Source organism: Leucobacter sp. HNU (assembly GCF_047946755.1).
In the GTDB taxonomy this organism is placed as follows: Bacteria; Actinomycetota; Actinomycetes; order Actinomycetales; family Microbacteriaceae; genus Leucobacter.
In genome coordinates, this window is the sequence record NZ_CP178837.1 from 3,012,874 (window position 1) to 3,032,549 (window position 19,676).

The 19,676-nt window shown below is 70.1% G+C and carries 12 protein-coding genes; 10 read left to right on the plus strand and 2 right to left on the minus strand.

Translation table 11 applies throughout. The features are described from left to right. Positions 1-18 precede the first annotated feature (18 nt). The 6 genes from AB3K78_RS14680 (at position 19) to AB3K78_RS14705 (ending at position 9,883) form a co-directional block, all read left to right on the plus strand. The gene (locus AB3K78_RS14680; RefSeq protein WP_416447372.1) at positions 19-3,009 is read left to right on the plus strand and encodes an Ig-like domain-containing protein; all 2,991 of its coding nucleotides are present in this window, start codon (positions 19-21) and stop codon (positions 3,007-3,009) included. Between the two features lie 146 nt (positions 3,010-3,155). Beyond that, complete coding sequence (locus AB3K78_RS14685) at positions 3,156-3,848, plus strand: GntR family transcriptional regulator (protein WP_416444443.1); 693 nt, start codon at positions 3,156-3,158, stop codon at positions 3,846-3,848. 143 nt (positions 3,849-3,991) lie between these two features. Beyond that, positions 3,992-7,282, plus strand: coding sequence for a hypothetical protein (locus tag AB3K78_RS14690; RefSeq protein ID WP_416444445.1), 3,291 nt, complete (start codon positions 3,992-3,994; stop codon positions 7,280-7,282). A gap of 159 nt (positions 7,283-7,441) precedes the next feature. Continuing rightward, positions 7,442-7,615, plus strand: coding sequence for an LPXTG cell wall anchor domain-containing protein (locus AB3K78_RS14695; protein WP_416444447.1), 174 nt, complete (start codon positions 7,442-7,444; stop codon positions 7,613-7,615). A gap of 103 nt (positions 7,616-7,718) precedes the next feature. Then, positions 7,719-8,429 carry an exosortase R gene (gene xrtR, locus AB3K78_RS14700; RefSeq protein WP_416444449.1) on the plus strand — a complete coding sequence of 237 codons (711 nt, stop codon included), beginning with the start codon at positions 7,719-7,721 and terminating at the stop codon, positions 8,427-8,429. Continuing rightward, the gene (locus AB3K78_RS14705) at positions 8,426-9,883 is read left to right on the plus strand and encodes a glycosyltransferase (RefSeq protein ID WP_416444451.1); all 1,458 of its coding nucleotides are present in this window, start codon (positions 8,426-8,428) and stop codon (positions 9,881-9,883) included. Before xrtR ends, AB3K78_RS14705 begins: the two co-directional genes overlap by 4 nt. Positions 9,884-10,070: 187 nt before the next feature. On the opposite strand, the gene AB3K78_RS14710 is transcribed toward AB3K78_RS14705, so the two are convergent. Next, the gene (locus tag AB3K78_RS14710) at positions 10,071-10,223 is read right to left on the minus strand and encodes a hypothetical protein (protein ID WP_416444453.1); all 153 of its coding nucleotides are present in this window, start codon (positions 10,221-10,223) and stop codon (positions 10,071-10,073) included. 224 nt (positions 10,224-10,447) lie between these two features. On the opposite strand from AB3K78_RS14710, the gene AB3K78_RS14715 reads away from it, so the two are divergent. Next, positions 10,448-11,494 carry a hypothetical protein gene (locus tag AB3K78_RS14715; RefSeq protein WP_416444455.1) on the plus strand — a complete coding sequence of 349 codons (1,047 nt, stop codon included), beginning with the start codon at positions 10,448-10,450 and terminating at the stop codon, positions 11,492-11,494. 1,549 nt (positions 11,495-13,043) lie between these two features. Here the strand turns inward: AB3K78_RS14715 and AB3K78_RS14720 are convergent. Further along, positions 13,044-15,014, minus strand: a complete 1,971-nt coding sequence (locus tag AB3K78_RS14720; protein WP_416444457.1) for an acyltransferase family protein — start codon at positions 15,012-15,014, stop codon at positions 13,044-13,046. Positions 15,015-15,172: 158 nt separating this feature from the next. Between AB3K78_RS14720 and AB3K78_RS14725 the strand changes: the two genes are divergently transcribed. The 3 genes from AB3K78_RS14725 to AB3K78_RS14735 all read left to right on the plus strand — a co-directional run bounded on the left by AB3K78_RS14725 (position 15,173) and on the right by AB3K78_RS14735 (position 18,920). Continuing rightward, positions 15,173-15,793 carry a GntR family transcriptional regulator gene (locus AB3K78_RS14725; RefSeq protein WP_416444459.1) on the plus strand — a complete coding sequence of 207 codons (621 nt, stop codon included), beginning with the start codon at positions 15,173-15,175 and terminating at the stop codon, positions 15,791-15,793. Between the two features lie 68 nt (positions 15,794-15,861). Continuing rightward, positions 15,862-16,071: a hypothetical protein gene (locus AB3K78_RS14730; protein WP_416444461.1), complete on the plus strand. Its 210-nt coding sequence runs from the start codon at positions 15,862-15,864 to the stop codon at positions 16,069-16,071. Positions 16,072-16,232: 161 nt separating this feature from the next. Then, positions 16,233-18,920 (plus strand): hypothetical protein, encoded by a 2,688-nt coding sequence (locus AB3K78_RS14735; RefSeq protein WP_416444463.1) that lies wholly within the window; start codon positions 16,233-16,235, stop codon positions 18,918-18,920. Positions 18,921-19,676: the final 756 nt, after the last annotated feature.

Consider the following 19,676-nt stretch of genomic DNA (forward strand, 5'->3'; position numbering starts at 1 on the left):
AGGCTCTCCGCGTTCGGTATGGCGGGCGCGCTCGCGATCGGAGGAGTGGTCGCGGCGGACGCGGTGACGGCGGCCCCGGCGAGTGCGGCTGATGAGGGGAGAGCGGCGCCGCAGGTGGGTGAGACGAGACTGAGGGGCGTCTGGGTGGATAACAGTCCAGATCACCCCCAGGGTGCGCACGTGAAGCTGCCGCCCCCTAGTGGAGATGGCTACTATTACTCGGGCACGGGGCAGACTTGGGCTCCGGCGACTATTCAGGATGCAATCGACCATGCCGCTACCTTCGGGGAAAGGGCCATCTATACTTTTCCTGCCGTGGGGAAGAGTGGTCAAGTGCGCACCTCGGATGGGCGGTGCTTTGGTGCGCCATCGAAAACCCACCTTGCAAAGGTTGGCTATTACTCCTGCAATTCCACCGCGGCACTTGATTGGACCATCAAGAATGGGGCCCTGAATGTGGCGGGCACTAATCTCTATCATAATGGAACGGTTATTGATAACCGTGAATCGGAGCGGGACCGCATATACGTTCCGGCGCTTTCGCCGTATCAGGTTGGTGAACAGCTGGCGATCCTGGGACCGACTGGGGTTGTTGCGACCACGAGACCGGATATCACTGGTGTCGGCGAGCCCAACGCTTCCATCACCGTGAAAGACGACGCGGGCAATGTCCTCGGGACCACGACGGTCGGTAGTGACGGGAAGTGGACGCTGACTCCGTCCAAGGACCTCGCTGACGGCAAATACGCGATCACGGCGGAGCAGAACGCGGGCGGTGTGAAGTCGACCGCTACCGGATCCTTCGAGGTGAAGGCGAGCAAGCCCGTCACGGTCACGGGTCCCTCCGGCACGATCGCGAACAATCGACCGCTCATCACCGGAACCGGAACGCCCGGTGCGACGGTGAAGGTGTACATCGGCGGCGGAACCATCCCGCACGAGGAAGTGGTGGTCAAGGCCGACGGGACCTGGACCACCACGGGCGCCGGCTACAAGGGCTACTTGGCTCAGCAGGACTGGGTCGCGCGGGCCGAGCAGATGGTGGACGGGGTGAAGACCACCGACAGCTCCGCGTTCCGGGTCTTCATCGCCACGCCTGTCGCGGTGACCGGCCCCACGGGGATCATCACTGACGCGAAGCCGACGATCACCGGCACCGGCCATCGCGGTGCGACGGTCGAGGTGTGGCGCGAGGGTGGCGGCCTGCTCGGCACCGTCACCGTCGGCAGCGACGGCACCTGGCGTCTTCCGGTCGCGAGCGAACTCGCAACCGGGCCGCACACGGTCCGCGCCGACCAGACCATCGAAGGCCAGAAGTCCTCGTCGACCGGGACCTTCGAGATCAAGACTGCCGCGAAGGTCGCCGTGACCGGCCCCTACGGGACCGTCACCGATCCGCGTCCCGCGATCACCGGCACGGGCGAGCCCGGCGCGGCCATCACCGTGAAGGACGGCAACGGCAACGCGATCGGCACCGCGACCGTCGGCAGCGACGGCACGTGGAAGGTCGCCCCCACCAAGGACCTCGCAAACGGCAGCTACGTCGTCACCGCAGAGCAGACCGTGAACGGCGTGAAGACGACCGCCACCGGCGCATTCGACGTGAACGTCGCCACGAAGGTCGCGCTCACCGGCCCCACCGGCACCACGAACGACCCGCGTCCCACGATCACCGGCACCGGCCAGCCCGGCGCGACCGTCACCGTCACCGACGGTGCGGGCGAAGCGATCGGCACCACGACCGTCGGCAGCGACGGGAAGTGGAGCGTGAAGCCAGGCAAGGACCTGCCCGAGGGCACGGTCAACATCACCGCGCAGCAGAACGCGGGAGGCCAGACCTCGACCGCGACCGGATCGTTCGACGTCCACATCATCGACGAGCTCGTCGTCACCGGCCCCACCGCGGGCTCGACCGTCGATTCGAAGCAGCCGATCGTGTCCGGCACCGCCGAGCCCGGTGCTGAGATCACGGTGAAGGACAAGGACGGCAACGTCATCGGCGAGACCGTCGCCGGTGAGGATGGCAAGTGGACGACGCCGATCGGTACCCTCCCGACCGGCAAGAACGAGATCGTCGTGACCGACAACCACGGCGGCTCGCAGAACGTCGATTTCACCGTCCCCGCCGACGAGCTCGTCGTCACCGGGCCGAAGCCCGGCTCGACCGTCGACAGCAAGACGCCCACTGTCGAAGGCACCGGCGAGCCCGGCGCCGAGATCACCATCACCGACAAGAACGGCGAAGTGATCGGCGAGACCGTCGTCGACGAGAACGGCAACTGGAGCGTCACCCTGCCCGAACTCGGCGGCGGCAGCACCGGCATCACCGTGACCGATAACCACGGCGGCTCGACCGACGTCGACTTCGAGGTTCCCTTCGAGAAGCTCGTTGTCACCGGCCCCAAGGCCGGCTCCACCGTCGACTCGAAGCAGCCGACCGTGTCGGGCACCGCCGAGCCGGGCGCCGAGATCACGGTCACGGACGCGGACGGCAACGTCCTCGGCACCACGACCGCCGACAAGAACGGCAACTGGTCGACCGGTATCGGCACCCTCCCTGCCGGGAAGAACGAGATCGTCGTGACCGACAACCACGACGGTACGCAGAACGTCGACTTCACCGTCCCGACCGATGAACTCGTCATCACGAGCCCCGCACCCGAGGGCGGCGCGAAGCCGACCGTCGACAGCAAGACCCCGGTCGTCTCCGGCACCGCCGAGCCGGGCGCCGAGATCACCATCGTCGACCAGAACGGTGTCGAGCTCTGCACCACCACCGCCGACGAGAATGGCGACTGGGCCTGCCAGCTGCCCGAACTCGAGAACGGTGAGCAGCAGGTCACGGTGACCGACAACCACGGCGGTTCGAAGGATCTCGAGTTCATCGTGTCGGCCGAGAACGGCGAGGAGCCGATGGCTGCCGGATCCCTCGCGGGCCTCATGCTCGCGGGAGCTGCGGGTCTCGGCCTGCTGATCCGTCGCCGCCAGCAGACCAGGGCCGACGCGTAACCACGCATCGCCCCGGCCGGGACCGGCAGCGAACAGCCCCCGGTGCCGGGCGTCGAACCACGACGCCCGGCACCGGGGGCCTTCGCACACCCACCCGGCAGCACGCCCAGCGCCACAGCCACGACCACGCCTGAAAGGACCACCGCATGCGCACCGCCCCCACCCTCACCGGCACCCGACTCGACCTCCGAGTCGAGCTGCTCAGCGAACAGGTCTACGAACGGCTCCTCCACGACATCGTGCGCGAACGCTACGCGCCCGGCGAACGACTCAAACTCGACGACATCGCCGTCGAACTCGGCATCTCGCGCACCCCCGTGCGCGAAGCCGTCCGGCGTCTCGCAGACGAAGGCTTCATCACCATCGCCCGCAACTCCCGTACCGAAATCGCCCAGTGGAGCGACGCCGACATGCAAGAACGGGTCCGGGCGCTCGGACTCCTCGTCTCCGGCGCCATCGATCACGCCGACCCCGACCGCCTGCGCCGCACCATGCCCGACACCTGCCGAACGGACCAGCTCCCCGCCGACTGCGACCACCGCGACCCGTTCGCCGGTCTCGCCCGCTTCCTCGACACCAGCGCCGCCCTCTTGACGCTCGGCTACCCCTCCGGTGCAGGGGTGTTCAGCCGCGGCATCCTCGGACCGCTCGGCAGATACCTCACCCGCGCCACCCTCGAGATCCGCGGCTGCGCCGCAGCCGTCCACGCAACCGGGCTGGACTGGTGCGCCGTCGAACGAGAACTGCTGCACGGAAACGGTGCCGCCCTCCGTGACTACGCGGAACGCCTGTACCAGGCACTCCGGAGTGATCGCGCCATTCAGAGCGCGACCGCGTGACGGCCGATTGATATCCCGCCATTTCAGCGGTAACCGGTTACGATGGACGCCAGGAAACGGTGCGCTCATCCGCATCGCTCGGGCGTGCGTCGGTGCTGGCGTTCAGTCCATCCGACTCCGCACCCCGACGAGAGGAATCATCGGTGACCGCTCACCCTGTCCCGAGCCCGCGGGCTCACTCCAGAACTCTTCCCGCGCGATTCGCCGCAGCGCTGCTCGGCGTCGTGCTGCTGCTCGCGGGCGCGACAGCCCCGACCGCGGCGCGCGCGGCCGACGCCTGGCTCGATCGCCTGGGCATCAGTGTGCTCTTCGACGGTGCACAGGTCCCCAACGCCGTCGATGACGGCGCGAAGAACGGTGTCGTCGCCACCAACGATGCAGTCGCCTTCCAGTGGGACCTCGCTGTGATCGGGACCGCGGGCGGCGTCCTCAGCCAGACGCTGCCCGAGGGCTGGCGCTGGGATCCGACCTCGCTCGGGGCACTCGACACCGACGGCACCGCCTATGCCGCGCACCACGCCGTCTCGACCGACGGCCGTACCCTCACCGCCACCGTCACCCGGGTCAGCGGAAAACTGCTCAGCCTCGCGGGCATGAAGGCAATCCCGACCCGCACCGTCGCAGACGGCAGCCGGTACACGCCGGCCGTCGTCGCCCAGAACGGCGGCGCCGCGCTCGAAGCGGCGACCGAGCCGATCACCGTACGCGGGGAATACCGAGCCGAATTCAACAAGACCGTCGCGGCGCACAACATCTCGGCGAACCATGACTTCGGCGACGGCGAGGGCGTCGTCGCGGCCCGCGCCGTCGACTTCGTCCTGCGCGTTCGGCCCATTCCAGAGAAGGAGGTCGGCGTGCTGCAGTTCGATCTCGCGCAGCCCGCGGCGATCCGCGACACCTTCACCGTCACGGGACCGCCCGGCTCCGCCAAGCTGCGATTCCAGGCCGAGATCATCCGCAAGAGCGCGGGAGCCAGCCCCTCGCTGCGGCAGAACGGCAACACGCTCGATATCGCGCTGAACGGCTACCCCGACCTGCCCGGCACCGTCGCCGACGGCAGCTGGGCCCGAGCGACCGTGGCGGTGCGCCTCTGGGTGCGCGCTGCCGACCTGCCGGCCGTGGGCAGCAACCGTGTGGTCGTCTGGAACACCGCCGCTCCCCAGCAGTGGCAGACGAGCGACGGCCATCCTGTTCTCGTCACTTCCGAATCGAAGATATCGGGGTACGTCGAACTGCCGCAGTCGGGGCGCGGCGACGCAGCGACCGACAAGCGGATTCTCGTGCAGAAGGACCCGAGCGCGCCTGCCGCGCTCACGGCCGACCCGGCCGCGCAAGCCGACCGCTACGAGTGGGTCGACGAAGCTCCCGTCTCGACCGACAGCATCATCGTGCCGCGCTGGTGGGTGCAGCCCAGCACCGACAAGTCCACGGGCGCGATGAGCCCCATCAGCGACATCGTCTCCTACGACTTCTGGCACCCGAGTGAACAGCGGATCCTCGAAGACGCGACGCCCTACGTCGGCGTCGACCGCGGCAAGTCACCCTTGCAGCCGAGCGAGTACTCGATCCAGTACACCTCGGGCAACGATCGTATGGATCCCGAGCGCAACACCTGGGTATCGAGCATCGCCGAGGCCGGCGGTCCCGAGCGGGTGTCGGGCATTCGCGTCGCCCACACGGCCGGAGCATGGGGGAGCAGCCCAGCCACCCAGAAGGCGTTCGTCGTTGCGGTGCCCATGCGGCTCGTGTCCAAGGTCGGGGAGGCGAACCTCGTGCCCGACGTCGCCGCGCACGCCTACACCGACGCAGACGGGGAGCGGCACTTCGCACTCGACGAGTCCTGGATCGAGGTGCGAGACCTTCGAGTCCGGCTCGACAAGAGCGCTGCGCGCGGCACCGTGGTCGGTGGCGCGAGCATCGACTACACGCTCACCCCCGCACTCGTCGCGAACCCCGGCGACCCGCACGAACGCGAGGTGCACGGCATCCGCATCGTCGATGAGCTGCCGGCCGGCCTCGTCTCCGTCGACACCAGCGCGATTTCCGACGACTGGGAGGTCGAGCGTACCGGGAGCGCGCTCGCGGGCCTCACGCTGACCTTCACCTACCGCGGCAGTGCGACCACCGCCACCGAACTCACGCCGCTGCGCTACTCGGCGAAGACCTCGCTCGTGGCACCGGTCGACACCACCTACGTCAACACCGCGGTGCTCGAAGCACAGGGCGCCGATCCCGACCGCGCGCAGGCGACCGTGAGCTATCTCCGAGCGCAGGTCGTCGGCACCGAGAAGACCGTCTCGGGTGACGAAGAGATCGTGCCGGGCGGCTCGCCCGAGTGGGAGACCAGCTGGTTCAACCTGCAGACCGACTCGCAGCGCACCTCGCACTTCGTCGACGTACTGCCCCACAACGGCGACGATCGCGGATCGAGCTTCACCGGGGAGGTCGGCGTCGCCTCGGCGCGCATCACCGACGGCCAGGGCAACCCGGCACCCGACGGCTACGGCACCCTGCAATACACGACTGCGAAGCCTCACGAGGTGCGTGCTGCGGCCGCCAACAGCGAAGCGATCGACTGGATCGACGTCGACGGCGCCGATCTCTCGAAGATCCCCGGCATCACCGCTCTGCGCGTCATCGTCGCCGACTTCGCCCAGGGCGAGCCCGGCTTCGGCGGCCTGCACGTCGTGCTGAGCAACCCCGATCATCTCGAGGGCGACCGCTACGTCAACACCACCGGGGCTTGGCTTGGCGCGGGCGGGCGCATCAGTGAAACCAACCCGGCCGAGGTGCGCGTGATCGCAGCAGAGGACCCCGGAACCGGCGGCTCCGACGCGCAGGCCGACGCAGACACGGCAACCGGGACGGGAAGCGCCGCGACAGCGACCGCCGAGGCGAGTGCGAGTGCGGATTCGACCGGGTCGGGCGATGATGCGCGCGCGGATGCCGATGCGAGTTCGAGCAGCGCTGCCGCAGCGGACAGTACGTCGACTGCGGACGCAACGGCGGGCAGCGACTCGCGCAGCACGGCTGATGCGTCGGCTCGAGCCGGTTCCGAATCAGACACGAGTGCGGACGTGAGCGCCGCTTCGGCGACCGCGAGCGCGGCGGCGACCGCGGTAGCGGATGCGAACAGTTCCGCGAGCGCCGGGACGGACTCGGGCGCGAGTGCCTCCGGGTCTGCGAGTAGCGCCGCGGCTGTGCGGGGAGCCTCCGCCGACGCCTCCGCCGAAGCGATGGAAGCCGGCGCATCCGCCTCCGCTGCGTCCACCGAAGCGCGCGCGTCGGCCGACGGCACGCTGGCGCGAACCGGTGGAGCAGACGCCGGTCTGGCCTGGATCGGCGCAGCGACCCTGCTCGCCGGAATCGCCGTCATCGTGATGCGGATGCGGATGCGAACGCGCGGCACTGCACCCGGCGCGCCACAGGGGTAGTCCGCAGCGAGGGATCGTGGGCGGCGTGCCGCCCGCGATCCCAGCGTCCCCGCCTGGGCGAACGCTGGGCACCGTCGACCGCAGCGTGAGAGTCCATTGCGCGCTTTCTTGTTACATGTTACCGTTAAGTGATAGCAAGATTTCGACGAAAGGAGCGGGATGTACACCGCAGCACCGCCCACGGGCATCGGGGTCGTCGGCGGAGTCCTGGCCACCACGGGCAGCGAGCAGATCGGGTTCATTCTCATGGGTCTCGCGCTGCTGCTCGGTGGCGCGGTCGTCGCCCGACTCAGCTGGCTCAAGCGCCAGCGAGCACTCGGCACAGCGGCCTGATGGCGACGGGGTCGCGGCGCAGACGCGCCGCGACCCCGTGCGAACCACCGCTCAGCAACCGCCGCACCCTACTGAAATCCCACGATACGAGCAGGAGACCTCGATGAGCGACATCACGATCACCGGCAATCAGCCTCTGAGCCGTCGCGACCGGCGCGAGCAGCAGGTGCACGGCACCCTGCCCGATCCCGCTCCCGCGCCGCGGCCCCGAGTCGCTCCGGTGCGGCGCGCCGGATCCCTGCTCAACCGCTTCGTCCGCGCGCTCGTCGCACTCGCGTTCGTCGCCGCGGGTGTCCTCTGCTTCGTCTACGAGCGCGAGCTGCGCTTCGTCGAGACTGAGATCCAGGCGTGGATCATGAACAGCGCGGGTCTCGCCGAGACCGCGGTGTCGTCGGTCAACAACGGCATCCCCGCCATCACGTTCCACGCGAACGACACGTGGATCTCGCTCCGGCTCATCCCGCAGTGCTCCATCGCAATGTACGTGGGCGCGGTGCTCCTGCTCTCGGCGATCCTCATCATGGTGCCCCGGGTGCGCCCCGTTCGGCTCTTCGCGGCGCTCGCGATCTCGGGCGCCGGGCTCATCCTGCTCAACCAGGCCCGGCTCCTGGTCAACGCCGTCATGTTCGCCGAGGGCGGCCGCGAGGCCTTCAACTGGGCGCACGGGCCCATCGGCTCGGCGATGATGATGATCGGTGTCGCCGGCTCCCTCGCCGTGTTCTTCCTGCTCTGCATCCGCCGCGCGAAGTCGACCGGCCCCGCAGCGGCAGTCGATCAGGCCGCCCCCGCCGAGCAGCCGGAGGGCCGAGCATGATCGCAGCCTTCGCCACCACCGCGCTCGTCGTCATCTGCATCTCGTTCCTCTACCTCTGGGTCATGTTCTTCGCGGGGCTCCGCACCATGAAGAAGCAGGGGGCCACGCTCTCCACCCTGCGCGGCGCGAAGTACGAGAACCCTTTCGCCGGCGAGCCGGGCACCTTCCACACCTACTTCCTCATCCCCTGCCTCAACGAGGAGGCCGTGATCGGGGCCACGGTCAAGGCCCTCGCGGGCTCGCCGTACTCGACCACGGTCGTGATCGACGACGCCTCCGACGACCGCACCATCGCAACCGCGTACGCGCACGGCGGGGACAACGTGATCGTGCTCGAGCGTCAGCAGCCCAACGCCCGGCAGGGCAAGGGGGAGGCCCTCAACGACGCGCTCAACCTGGTGCGGCAGCTCGTCGCCGAGCGCGGGCAGGACGTCGACCGCGTCCTCGTGACCGTGATGGACGCCGACGGCCGCCTCTCCGACGGGGCAATGGCCGCCGTGCTGCCCCTGTTCGACGACCCCGAGGTCGGCGCGATCCAGCTTGCCGTCCGCATCCGCAACCGCGAGAGGTTTCTCACCCGGTTCCAGGACTTCCACTTCTGGTCCATGACCTCCGTCACGCAATTCGGCCGGCACCAGTCGTCCACCGTCTCGCTGGGCGGCAACGGCCAGTTCTCCCGCCTGTCCGCCCTCAACGAGGCCGGCGCGAAGCCCTGGAGCGAATCCCTCACCGAGGACCTGGACCTCGCCGTCACCCTCGCGATGAAGAAGTGGAAACTCGCCACCACGCCCAACGCCGCCGTCGAGCAGCAGGGCGTCGAGAGGATCAAGACGCTCTTCACGCAGCGTCGACGCTGGTTCCAGGGACACATGATGATGGCGAAGCGGCTGCCCGAGATCTGGGGCAACGCCCAGCTGTCGCAGCTGCGCGTCCTCGAGCTCTCCGCCTACATCCTCACGCCGTGGGTCACGATCCTGCCGTGGTCGATCCTGTTCCACTGGGGCCTCTTCGGGCTGATCGTCGACGGCCCCTCGTTCTTCTCCTTCGTCACCGGCTCGGCGACCCTGCTCATCGGGCTCGTGCTCTGGTACCTGCTCGCATTCGGCCCGATCTTCGTCTCCGCGTTCGTCTACTGGAAACGCGACGAAGAGAACCGGCTCTGGATGGCGCTCCTGCACGCGCACTGCTTCCCGCTCATGAACTACATCGCGTTCGCCGCCGTCTGGTCGGCGCTCGCGCGCATCCTCAAGGGCGAGAACGGGTGGCAGAAGACCGCCCGTGTGCAGGAGGGGCTCACCGAAGACCTCGCCGATGTGCGCGCCGACGCCGAGATCGTGTCGATGCCGGCCACGCCGCTCGGCTCCCGCGTCACCATGCACCCCGACCGCCTCGAAGGCCTCGGCCACGCGCCCACACCGCTCCGGCCCGCGGTCGCGCTCCCGCTCGCCGCCTAGACGAGCGGCGCGCGAGCGACGCGCGGGCGAGGGCCTGCGGATCGCACGGCGCGCCCATCAGGCGGATCCGTCCCCGCACCCCGACCCCGGAAAGAGGATCACTCCCATGTACGCCCACCCACGCAAACGGAAACGCCGAGGTCGAGCTCGCGCGCCCGAAGCGGCGCCCGGGCCCCTGCCGCAGATCTCAACGCCGGACACCGCGAATCCCGATCTCGAGGCCGAAGACGAAGGCGAGATCGCCACGGAATACGAGAGCTACCAGATCGGCATCCGCAACCGCCTGCTCTGGAGCGGAGGCGCCGCGATCATCGCGAACCTCGTCCTCTTCCTGCTCCACTTCCTCCTCGAGTTCGGGCAGACCGACGACGCCAGCAAGGTCAGCATCGTGCTGGCACCCGTGCCGTCCAGCGTCGCGATCGGTGTATTCGGCGTGCTCGCAACCCTCGTGGTCGCCCTCCAGGTCGCCGTACGGGCCCCGCGCAGCAGCGGCACCCTCGACCGCGTGACCTCGCCCGCAAGCACTTCCTCGCCGAGCTGGCCGGCGGACTCGGCCCGGCCTCCATGGCCTTCGGGCTCTACATCTCGCTGCAATACCTCGATGCGCCGCGCAACCTCGACATCGTCCGGAACTTCGGCCCCATCCTCCTCGCGCTGCTCATCGCACTCGTCGCCGCGGACGCCGAGATCGCCAACCGATCATCGCCCCGCAGGATGATCCTCCAGGAAGCCGCCCGCGACCGGAGGATCGCGCAGCTCGAAACCGGGCTCGCCACGGTCTCCGACCAGGGTCGCGCACCGAGCCGACGGCGACGCATCGGGCAGGGCACCCTGCTGATCGGCCTGCCGCTCGCGGTCGTGAGCGTGCTCGGCGTGCTCCGCGCGGAACCGAGCCCGTTCATCTCCGTGTCGCTCCTCCTCATCGAGCTCCTGATCTGCCTGTCCATCTACACCTTCCTGGCGAAGACGACGCAGTACCTGGCCATCCGCGAGTGGATCACCTGGGCCGTGATGACCACGGTGGCGGTGGTGTTCACCGTCTACGCGATCCTGATCTACCTGGTGCAGGGCCTCGCAGAGGCCGGCGAGACCGGCGGCTGGGCCCCCGTCGCGCGAGGCCTGCTCACCCTCGCCATCGAAGTATCCGTGCCGATCGCGCTCGGACTCCGATCCCTCGCGAAGCGACCCGCGTCGAAACCCCGTGGCCTCCTGCGGCAGCTCGTCGTCCGCCGCATCGAGACGCATCTCGAACGCGCACGGGCCGCCGCCCGACCGTCGGAGCCCGAGGCGAAAGCACCCTGGAACATCCTCGCGATCCTCTCCGCCGCACTCACCGTCGTGCCGCCCTTCGGCCTGGTCTTCGCGGTCCTCGCCCGCAGCCAGATCCGCGCGGCGCAGGACGCGCAGCCCGGTGGACCGAGTGCGCCGCAGGATGCCGGTCGGCACGGGCCCGGGCAACGGGCATCGGACCAGCCCGCACCCGGCCAGCCCGCACCCGCGCAGCGCGGGCTCACGCTTGCGACCGCCATGCTCTGGGCCAACGTGATCGGGCTCCTGCTCGTCCTGGCGGGCCTGGGAATGATCGGAGCGGTGAACCCCGACATCTTCTAGGCCGGCGGGCGCTGCGGGTCGAGCGGTGCCGGCCGCTCGGCCCGCGCACCGCCATCGAGCGGCGGCACACCCATCGAATCAGCCCGCGAAAGGCTCGTTTGCCGCCACTCGACGCACCCGGGGCCCGGTCGGGCCCCGGGTGACACCCCGCGCTCACCCGAAACCGGGGCACGCCGCCGCATCGATATGGTGCTGGGCATCCCCGCACTCCACGGGTGACGGGGCGAGGCGAAGGAGCCTCCATGCATCAGCGAAACCGTCCCGGCCGAACCCGCACACGCCGGCCCACCGGCACCTGCCCCGCAGGGAAGCACCGCACCGCGGCCCTCGCGGCCGTCGCGCTCGCCGCAGCGATCCCGCTCGGCCTGATCCCGCTCGGCCTCGCCGCACCCACCGCGGCGCACGCGACGCCGGCTCCCGCGTCCCAGGCGAGCGCTCCGGCCGAGCAGATCCAGACCCACGTCGCCCTGATCCTCTCGAAACAGCGGGCCAGCGGCGCGATCATGCACGGCAGCGGCGGCATCAATCCCTACTTCGGCAACTCCGCGGCGCTCGGCCTGCTCGCCGCCGCACGCGCGGGCATCGCGGCTCCGGATGCCGTCGGCGGTGCGATCCGCTGGTACGACTGGGTGCTCGCCCACCTCAACCGCGGCGGCGATGCGAAAGGCCTCTTCTTCACGATCGACGACTACCGGCTGCAGGGCGACGCCGAGGTCGCCACCGGATCCTACGATTCGGTCGACAGCTATGCCGCGACGACGCTCAGCCTCGCGGACGCCCTGTACGCCAGCGGGAATCCGACCGCGCAGCAGCGCGTCACCGGCAGCATCGGCGACCTCGAACGCGTCGCGGCGCTCCTCACGCACGCCGCGCCGCAGGGCGTGCGCAAGGCGAGCGGGCTGACGCAGGCCACCTCGACCTACAACGTCGGCTACCTCATGGACAACGCGGAGGTGTTCGCCGGGCTCCACGACTTCGCCCGCCTCGAGGGCGCCCTCGGCCGCACCACGCAGGCGGCGTCCGCAGCGCAGTGGGCGGAGACGACCCGCACCGCCATCCTGCACATGTGGAACGATCGCACCGGCACCTGGAACGACTACGACCGGCACACCGCGACGCTGACCGGTGCCTTCTACCCGCAGGGCATGGCGCAGATCTTCCCCGTGCTGCACGGAGTCGTCGCTCCGGGCGACGCCCGCGCGGTGCGGGCGTGGCACTCGGTCACGACGGCCTGGCCGGGCTGGCGGGCCAGCGGCTTCGGCATGGCGAGCCCGGTCGCGACGTTCGCCGCGACCGCGGCGCTCATGGGGATCCTGCCGGCGCACGCGCCATGGTCGACGATTTCACCGCGCGCTACGCGCCCGACTGGGGCTTCCCGTCGAGCTGCGACGCGGCCTCCTGTGCGACGGGCTGGTGGTATCCGTCGGCATCCGGCTGGACGATCCGGGCGCTCCTCGCGTCCGGCTAGCGGATCCGCGCGGGGTCCGCGGGCGCCACGGTCGAGGCGCGGGAGGCGCAGGGTCCGCGGCGCACCCGCATCCCTGCCCGCCTACCCGGCGGCGCGCAGCATCTGGCCCTTGAGCCAGGGTGCGATCTGCGCCTTGCCCGCGGGGGAGAAGTGCACGCGGTCGTCGAGGTACATCTTCTCGCCGGCCTCGGTGGTCACCGCGCAGGCGTCGGCGGTGCAGACCTGATCCTGGAGCTGCAGCTTGCGCACCCCGGGATGCTCGGCCAGGGCCTCGTCGAGCAGGGTGTTGAAGGCGTTCGCCTGCTCGACGCTCATGATCGCGTTGTGCAGGCGGGCGTCGGCGACGACGACCTGCGCCCCGGTGGATCCGGCGACCTCGATCATGCGTTTCAGCTCGACCCGGTAGGCCTCGGCGCGTGCGGCATCGGTGAGATCGCCCCACCGGCCGTCGATCTTCGTCTGGACCGCATCCCACGCCACGTTCACGAGCACCACGTCGGGTTCCACCCGGTCGAGCTGGGCCTGCCAGCGCTGCTCCCACGGGTTGCACCCCTTCGGGGCGTCCTGCGTGATGCCGACGGCCGTCTTCATGGCGGTGGCGCCCGAGACGCCGCAGCCGGCGAGGCCGCCGTCGTGCACGGTGAGCTCGTCGCCCGCGACCGGCGCGAGGGCGGAGGCGAAGTCGTTCGCGAGGGAATCGCCGAGGGTGAGCACGGAGGTCTGGCCGGTGCCGGCCCCCTGGTGCTGCACGAACGGGGGCAGCACGACGAACGCGGCGATCGTCGCGGCCATCCAGCCGGTGAACGCGACCGTGCCGAGCTTCTTCCACGTGCGCAGCCGCATGGGCTCGGCGAACAGGTGGTGCAGGGCCCCCGCTGCGAGGAGCGAGAACGGCACGCCGAGGATCAGCAGGTCGATCGGGGCGGTGCTCGGCTCGACGGCGGTGATGAGCCAGTAGATGGGCAGGTGCACGAGGAACAGCGTGTACGACACCTTGCCGATGCCGACGAGGACGGGGAACCGCAGCACGGCGCCGAGCAGGTTCGCGGACGAGGTGAGGGTGATGATGAGGACCGCGGTGAGCCCGCCGACGGCGGCGAAGCCCCAGCGGTAGAGCCATGCCTGTTCGTAGCTGTGGGCATTCAGCGACAGCAGCACGATGGCCGCGAGTGAGGCCACCGAGACCAGGGTGATGGCGATGCGATGCCAGAGCCCGGCGGCGCGCGGGGTGCCGCCGAGATCGGCGAGCAGGGCACGCCGCTGCACCCAGAGGAAGTGGATCGCCGCCGCCGCGGCGCCCGCGAGCAGGCCCATCAGGTGCGTGTCGGTGCCGAGGTACATGCGATCGCTGTTGCCGCCGTCGAAGCGGAGCAGCGGCTGGGCCGAGGCGAGCAGGAAGCCCGCGACGGCGAGCCACAGGACGAGCTTCGCTCGCAGGGTGCTGCGCTGGAAGTGGAAATCCTGGCTGCTGCCGCGCCGGCGCCCGATCATGAACACCGCGAAGAGCAGGATCGGCCAGACGAGGTAGAACTGCTCGGTGATGGCGAGGGACCACATGTGGCCGAGCGGGTTGATGCCGCCGAAGCCTTCCCAATAGGCCTGGCCGGCGAGGATCTGCTCCCAGTTGGTGAGGTAGACGAGGGAGGCGAGTCCCTGCTGCACGAAGCGCTCGCGGGTGGCTGGGTCGCCGAACACGAGCACCGCCCACAGGGTGAGCCCGAGCACGAGGAAGAGCACGGGCAGGAGGCGCTTCACGCGGCGTGCGTAGAAGGTGCCGAGGCGGATCGCGCCGGTGCGGTGGTGCTCGCGCAGCAGGGTGAGGGTGATGAGGAAGCCGGAGAGCACGAAGAAGACGTCGACGCCGAAGAGGCCGTTCGCGTAGAGCCCCGTGTGGAAGGTCAGCACCGAGAGGATCGCGACGGCGCGGAGGCCGTCGACGGCGGCGTAGTAGGTGGTGGGGAGCGGGACCGGACGGCCGTTGCGGAGCCGGCCCCGGCGGCGAACCGAGTGGCGAGGCGCGGCGGCGGTTCGTGACGCGGTCGTCGTGTGCATCTCGATCTCCCGATCCTGTAGCTAACATGTTACATGCTCAAGCTTCGCAGAAGCGGGATCCGAGCGCAAGGCTTGAACGGATACTGCTTACATGTTACTCTCAGCAGGCGCTCGCAGTGGAGCGCCGGATTCAGGAACGACCGCAGTCGGAGGGTGCAATGACAATTCAGGCGACGACCGCGCCCCTGCGCAGGATCCTGCTCAAGGACGAGGCTCATGCGCGTCTCTCGGACGCGATCATCTCCGGCGAGCTCGCTCCCGGTGCGACGCTGCCGAACGCCGAGATGGAGGAGTGGCTCGGGGTCTCCCGGTCCACCCTGCGCGAGGCCTTCAGCCGACTCGAACTGGCGGGGCTCGTCAACTCGCAGCCCAACCGCTACACCCGCGTGTCCGAAGTCGACTCCGACGTCTACCGGGCGACGGCGGCCGTGCTGCACATGCTCCTCTCCGACATCCGACCCGAGTCGCTCGACGGCATCGAGCTGCGCATCGCACCGCACGAGTCCTGCGCCGAGCACCTGGCCCGGATCATCGGCCAGATCGTCGCCGCGGAGCGCAATCCCGTGCTCGCCGGCATCGTCGACGGGCAGATCCTTCCGCTGCTGCGTCGCGATGCGGCGGCGTTCGCCCGAGCTCGCGCCGATATCGAGTACCGCCGCATCGCCTGCGGGCTGGCCGAGCAGCTCGACGCGGGCGACCGCGACGCCGCGGCGGCAGGGATCCCGCACCTCGTCGAGCTCGGCACCGGTCAGCCTCGCCGCGCCGGGACGGCGGGCTAACGCTTCGTGCGCGCCCTGCTCGAGCCGCGGGGCGCAGCCACGGGAAGAGCGAGCCGACGGCGACGCCGATGAGCAGCACGACCAGGAACCAGATCCAGGCCGGCATCGTGAGCGCCAGGCCCAGGAAGTGGACGCTCGCGCTGCCCAGGTTCGAGAAGACGAACAGCAGTGCGATCGCGAGCAGCACGATCGCGATGACCGTCCTGGCCGAGAGGCCCTTCGGGTCCGATGCGGGGCCCGGCGCGTTCGCCGGTGCCCCCGTGGTGTGCGGCATCTGAGTGCTCCCCGTTCCCGGCCGCCCGTCGGCCGAACGATGAACACCCTAGGGCTCCGGCCGCTCGCGCTCGCGTGCGGGTGACAGACCGGGTGACACGGCTGCCCGCGAACTGGGGTTTTGCTGAAAGATCCCTTGAACAGGCGGCAGTTCTTTGGGGGAGACATGCTCGGTAGACGATGGCTCGCGTCGGCGGCGGCGCTCAGCGTGGTGCTCACGGCGCTGGTGCCGCTCGGCGCGACGGCGGCGTCCGCCGCCGATACGGCGGTCCTGCAGATCAAGAAGTCGCTCGTGGGGGAGCAGACGGTGTTCGCGCCGGGCGACACCTTCGAGTACGAGATCGTCGTGGGCTGCTCGTCCACCCTCGACCTGGGTTGCCTCGACGCCGCGCTCACCGACGCGCTGCCCGAACCCCTCGTGCTGAACCCCGCGAACCCGGACCCCGTGACCGCGTCGGTCGCACCGGGCGGCACGGCCGACGTGGCGCTCGACGGCACCACCGGCTTCACGGTCACGCCGCAGCAGAAGGATGCCGACGGCAACACCGGTCTGCTCGCCGGCGGCACCATGACCGTCACGGTCAACGTGCAGGTTCCCGCCGGCATCAGCGGCGAGTTCAACGGCGCCAAGATCACGAACACGGCGCACGCGGACGCCGGCAACGCCGCCGAAGTGCAGTCCTCCGCCGACGTCACGCTCCGGGTCGCCACCACGCTTGCGGCGTCCGTCGCCAAGCGGGTCTCCCCGGCGACCGTTCCGGCGGTCCCGGGCCGCGCGGTCGCGTGGACGGTCGCCCCGGGCAACGCCTCGAACCAGACGGTCGACACGATCGTCATGCAGGATCCCGCCGCGCCGCCGTTCGCCTTCGCGCCGAACCTGGAGCTCGTCGGCGTCGACGTCGCCGATCCGGCGGGAGCGACGGGGCACGAGGTCGAGTACTGGGTGAACGGCAGCTGGGGCAACGCGCCGCCGAACCCGATCGGGAGCGCCGGCGGGGTGCGCGTCACCTTCACCGGATCCTTCACGCCCGGCGCGACCGGCGAGGTGACGCTGCGTACGCAGACGACCGATGCCGTCGCCGCGATCCCCGAGGGCGGATCGGTCGAGGCCGCCAACACGGCGCAGGCCACCGTCGAGAAGAACGGCGAGGCGAGCGAGCCCGCCACCGCGGATGCGAAGACCACGATCTCGGCGAGCGGCCCCGACGCGACCATCACCAAGACCTTGGACGACAGCACCCTGGTCGCGGGGCAGGCCACCGTCGCGACGATCACCGCGACCAACGGTGCGCAGAACGTCCAGCGTCTCACCGTCACCGAGCCGTCGGCGGGCAAGCCCGGCCTCGTCGCCCAGGGCCTCGAGTTCACCGGATTCGGGGAGGCGCTCGCCTGGCCGGTCGCGGCGAGCAGCGCGACCATCGCATACCGCTATACCGACTGCGCCGGGACCACCGAGCGCACCACCCGTAGCGACTCCCTGCCCGCACCGCAGAGCGGCTGCACCGTCGACGGCTTCACCGTCGTGTTCGAGGCGGACGGCGACGGGATCCAGCCGGGGGCGTACGCGGAACTGCCCCTGCGGGTGACCGCGCTGCCGGTCGCGACCACCGCCGAGCTGCGCAGCACCAACTTCGTCGACACGCAGGTCGAGAACGAGCTCGGCCAGACCGGCTCGGCGCAGACCGGCGCATCGTTCAGCGTCAAGCCGCTCGTCGTCGGCACGGAGGCGTCGAAGCGGATCACGCCTGCGGATATCTACGGGGTGCCGGGCACCCGCGCGAACGTCGCCGTCACGGGCAAGGTGAGCGACGATTCCACGGTCGGGTCGACCGAGCTCGTCCTCACCGATCCGGTGGATCCGGCCGCATCCGGTGACTTCTGGAGCACCTTCGCTCCCGTGCGGATCCACGACACCGATATCCCGAACTGCGTCGCGCTCAGCGTCAGCGTCTGGTCGCGAGCCGCCGGCGCCTGGACGCCGCTCGACGGGGCGACCGACGTGCAGGGCGCGCAGGCCAAGTGGAGCGCCGACATCCCGGCGCGCGTGCGTGCCGACGCCGGCGGGATCCGCTTCGCGTTCCGGCCGACGTGCGAGCGCACGCTGCCGCCCGGCTTCACGGCCCTCGTGAATCTCGACGTCGAGGTGACTGCGGCCCACAGCGGTCGCGAGACCTTCACCAACACCGTGCAGTCCTCCGTGCACAACGACGACGCCGTCGAGCCCGACGCGACCGACACGGCGGAGGCGCCGCTCGGCGTGCACCCGCTCGACGGCGACGGACCCGATCTCGTCGACAAGCACTGGCTCGACGGGACGGTTCCCGCCCTGTCCGGCGAGGAGCGCACCGCGCGCATCGGGTGGAGCACGCAGGGCCTCGAGCTCACCGACATGACCATCACCGACCCGGCCGCAGCCGGCGAGCTCTCGAACGTCGCGACCTCCGTCTACGACGCCTTCGACCTCGTCCGCATCGCGCCCGTGACCTCGGCCTCCGACCCCCTGATCGCGAACGACCGGATCACCGAGGTCTCGCGCTACTCGGCGAGTGCGCACGACTGGGTCGACATCACTTCCGCGGCCTGCGCCGACGGATGCGAAGGAGGTTCGGCGGCTACTCCCTCTTGCCCGCCGAGCAGCGAGACACCCTCGGCATCCGCGTCACGTACTCCGAGCGCGTCGCGGAAGCCGGGGTCGGCGCGTCATACGACCGCCGACCCCTGGACCTCGTGTTCCGGATCCGCGACACGCTGCGCAGCGACCCGAACGCGTACGCGCTGGGCACGTTCCACGCCCACGGCTACAACACGGGGGAGCCCGGCCTGGTGCACAACTCCGTCGCCGCGCACGGGGTGAACGCCGCGACCGGCGTCGACCGCACGAGTACCGACGGCGACCGGATCACGATCGTCGACAGCCCGCTCAACGTGTCGCTGCGGAAGTCCTTCGACCAGGCTCAGCTCGGCCTGCCGCAGCCCGGCACCGATCCGACCGACTACCCGCTGATCTCGGCGAAGCTCACCGCGAGCAACGACTCCGCCGTCCGCATCGCATCGATGCGGATCAGCGACCCGGCGCCCGCGCAGGCGCAGCCGACGGCGTTCGACACGCTGAACCTGTTCTCCATCGACGGCGTCATCGCGCCCGCCGGGCTCTCGGCCGCCGACGCGCGCGTCGTCCTCACTCGCGGTGCGGTCGCGGATGCACCGATCACCGTCGCGGCGGCCCAGGCCCTCGCCCCGAACGAGCTCGCCGACGTCACCGGGGTCGAGGTCATGTTCGCGAAACCCGACGGCAGCCCGGCGATCGCGCCGGCGGCGACGGGCGTGCTCGACCTCACCTGGCAGCTGCGCGCCGAGAAGCGATCCGGCGGGGCCGTGCAGATCACGCCCGCGGGCGAGTCGATCCGCAACGAGGCGCACGTCGCGATCGACAGTCCCGGCAGGATCGCGTGCCCGGCCGACGGCTGCAGCACGGGCGAGGCGACCGCCGACGACGAGTTCCGCGTGGTCGCGGCGGACTACGCCGTCCGCACGACGAAGACGATCTCGCCGGCCACGGTGCCCGAGAACGGCTCGACCGCATACCGCACCACGCTCACCGGTCAGCCGC

Bases quoted from the DNA above. Each gene is read 5' to 3' on its own strand.
- AB3K78_RS14680 (WP_416447372.1), top strand. From the start codon at position 19: ATGGCGGGCGCGCTCGCGATCGGAGGAGTGGTCGCGGCGGACGCGGTG.
- AB3K78_RS14685 (WP_416444443.1), top strand. From the start codon at position 3,156: ATGCGCACCGCCCCCACCCTCACCGGCACCCGACTCGACCTCCGAGTC.
- AB3K78_RS14695 (WP_416444447.1), top strand. From the start codon at position 7,442: ATGTACACCGCAGCACCGCCCACGGGCATCGGGGTCGTCGGCGGAGTC.
- xrtR (WP_416444449.1), top strand. From the start codon at position 7,719: ATGAGCGACATCACGATCACCGGCAATCAGCCTCTGAGCCGTCGCGAC.
- AB3K78_RS14705 (WP_416444451.1), top strand. From the start codon at position 8,426: ATGATCGCAGCCTTCGCCACCACCGCGCTCGTCGTCATCTGCATCTCG.
- AB3K78_RS14715 (WP_416444455.1), top strand. From the start codon at position 10,448: ATGGCCTTCGGGCTCTACATCTCGCTGCAATACCTCGATGCGCCGCGC.
- AB3K78_RS14720 (WP_416444457.1), bottom strand. From the start codon at position 15,014: ATGCACACGACGACCGCGTCACGAACCGCCGCCGCGCCTCGCCACTCG.
- AB3K78_RS14725 (WP_416444459.1), top strand. From the start codon at position 15,173: ATGACAATTCAGGCGACGACCGCGCCCCTGCGCAGGATCCTGCTCAAG.
- AB3K78_RS14730 (WP_416444461.1), top strand. From the start codon at position 15,862: ATGAGCAGCACGACCAGGAACCAGATCCAGGCCGGCATCGTGAGCGCC.
- AB3K78_RS14735 (WP_416444463.1), top strand. From the start codon at position 16,233: ATGCTCGGTAGACGATGGCTCGCGTCGGCGGCGGCGCTCAGCGTGGTG.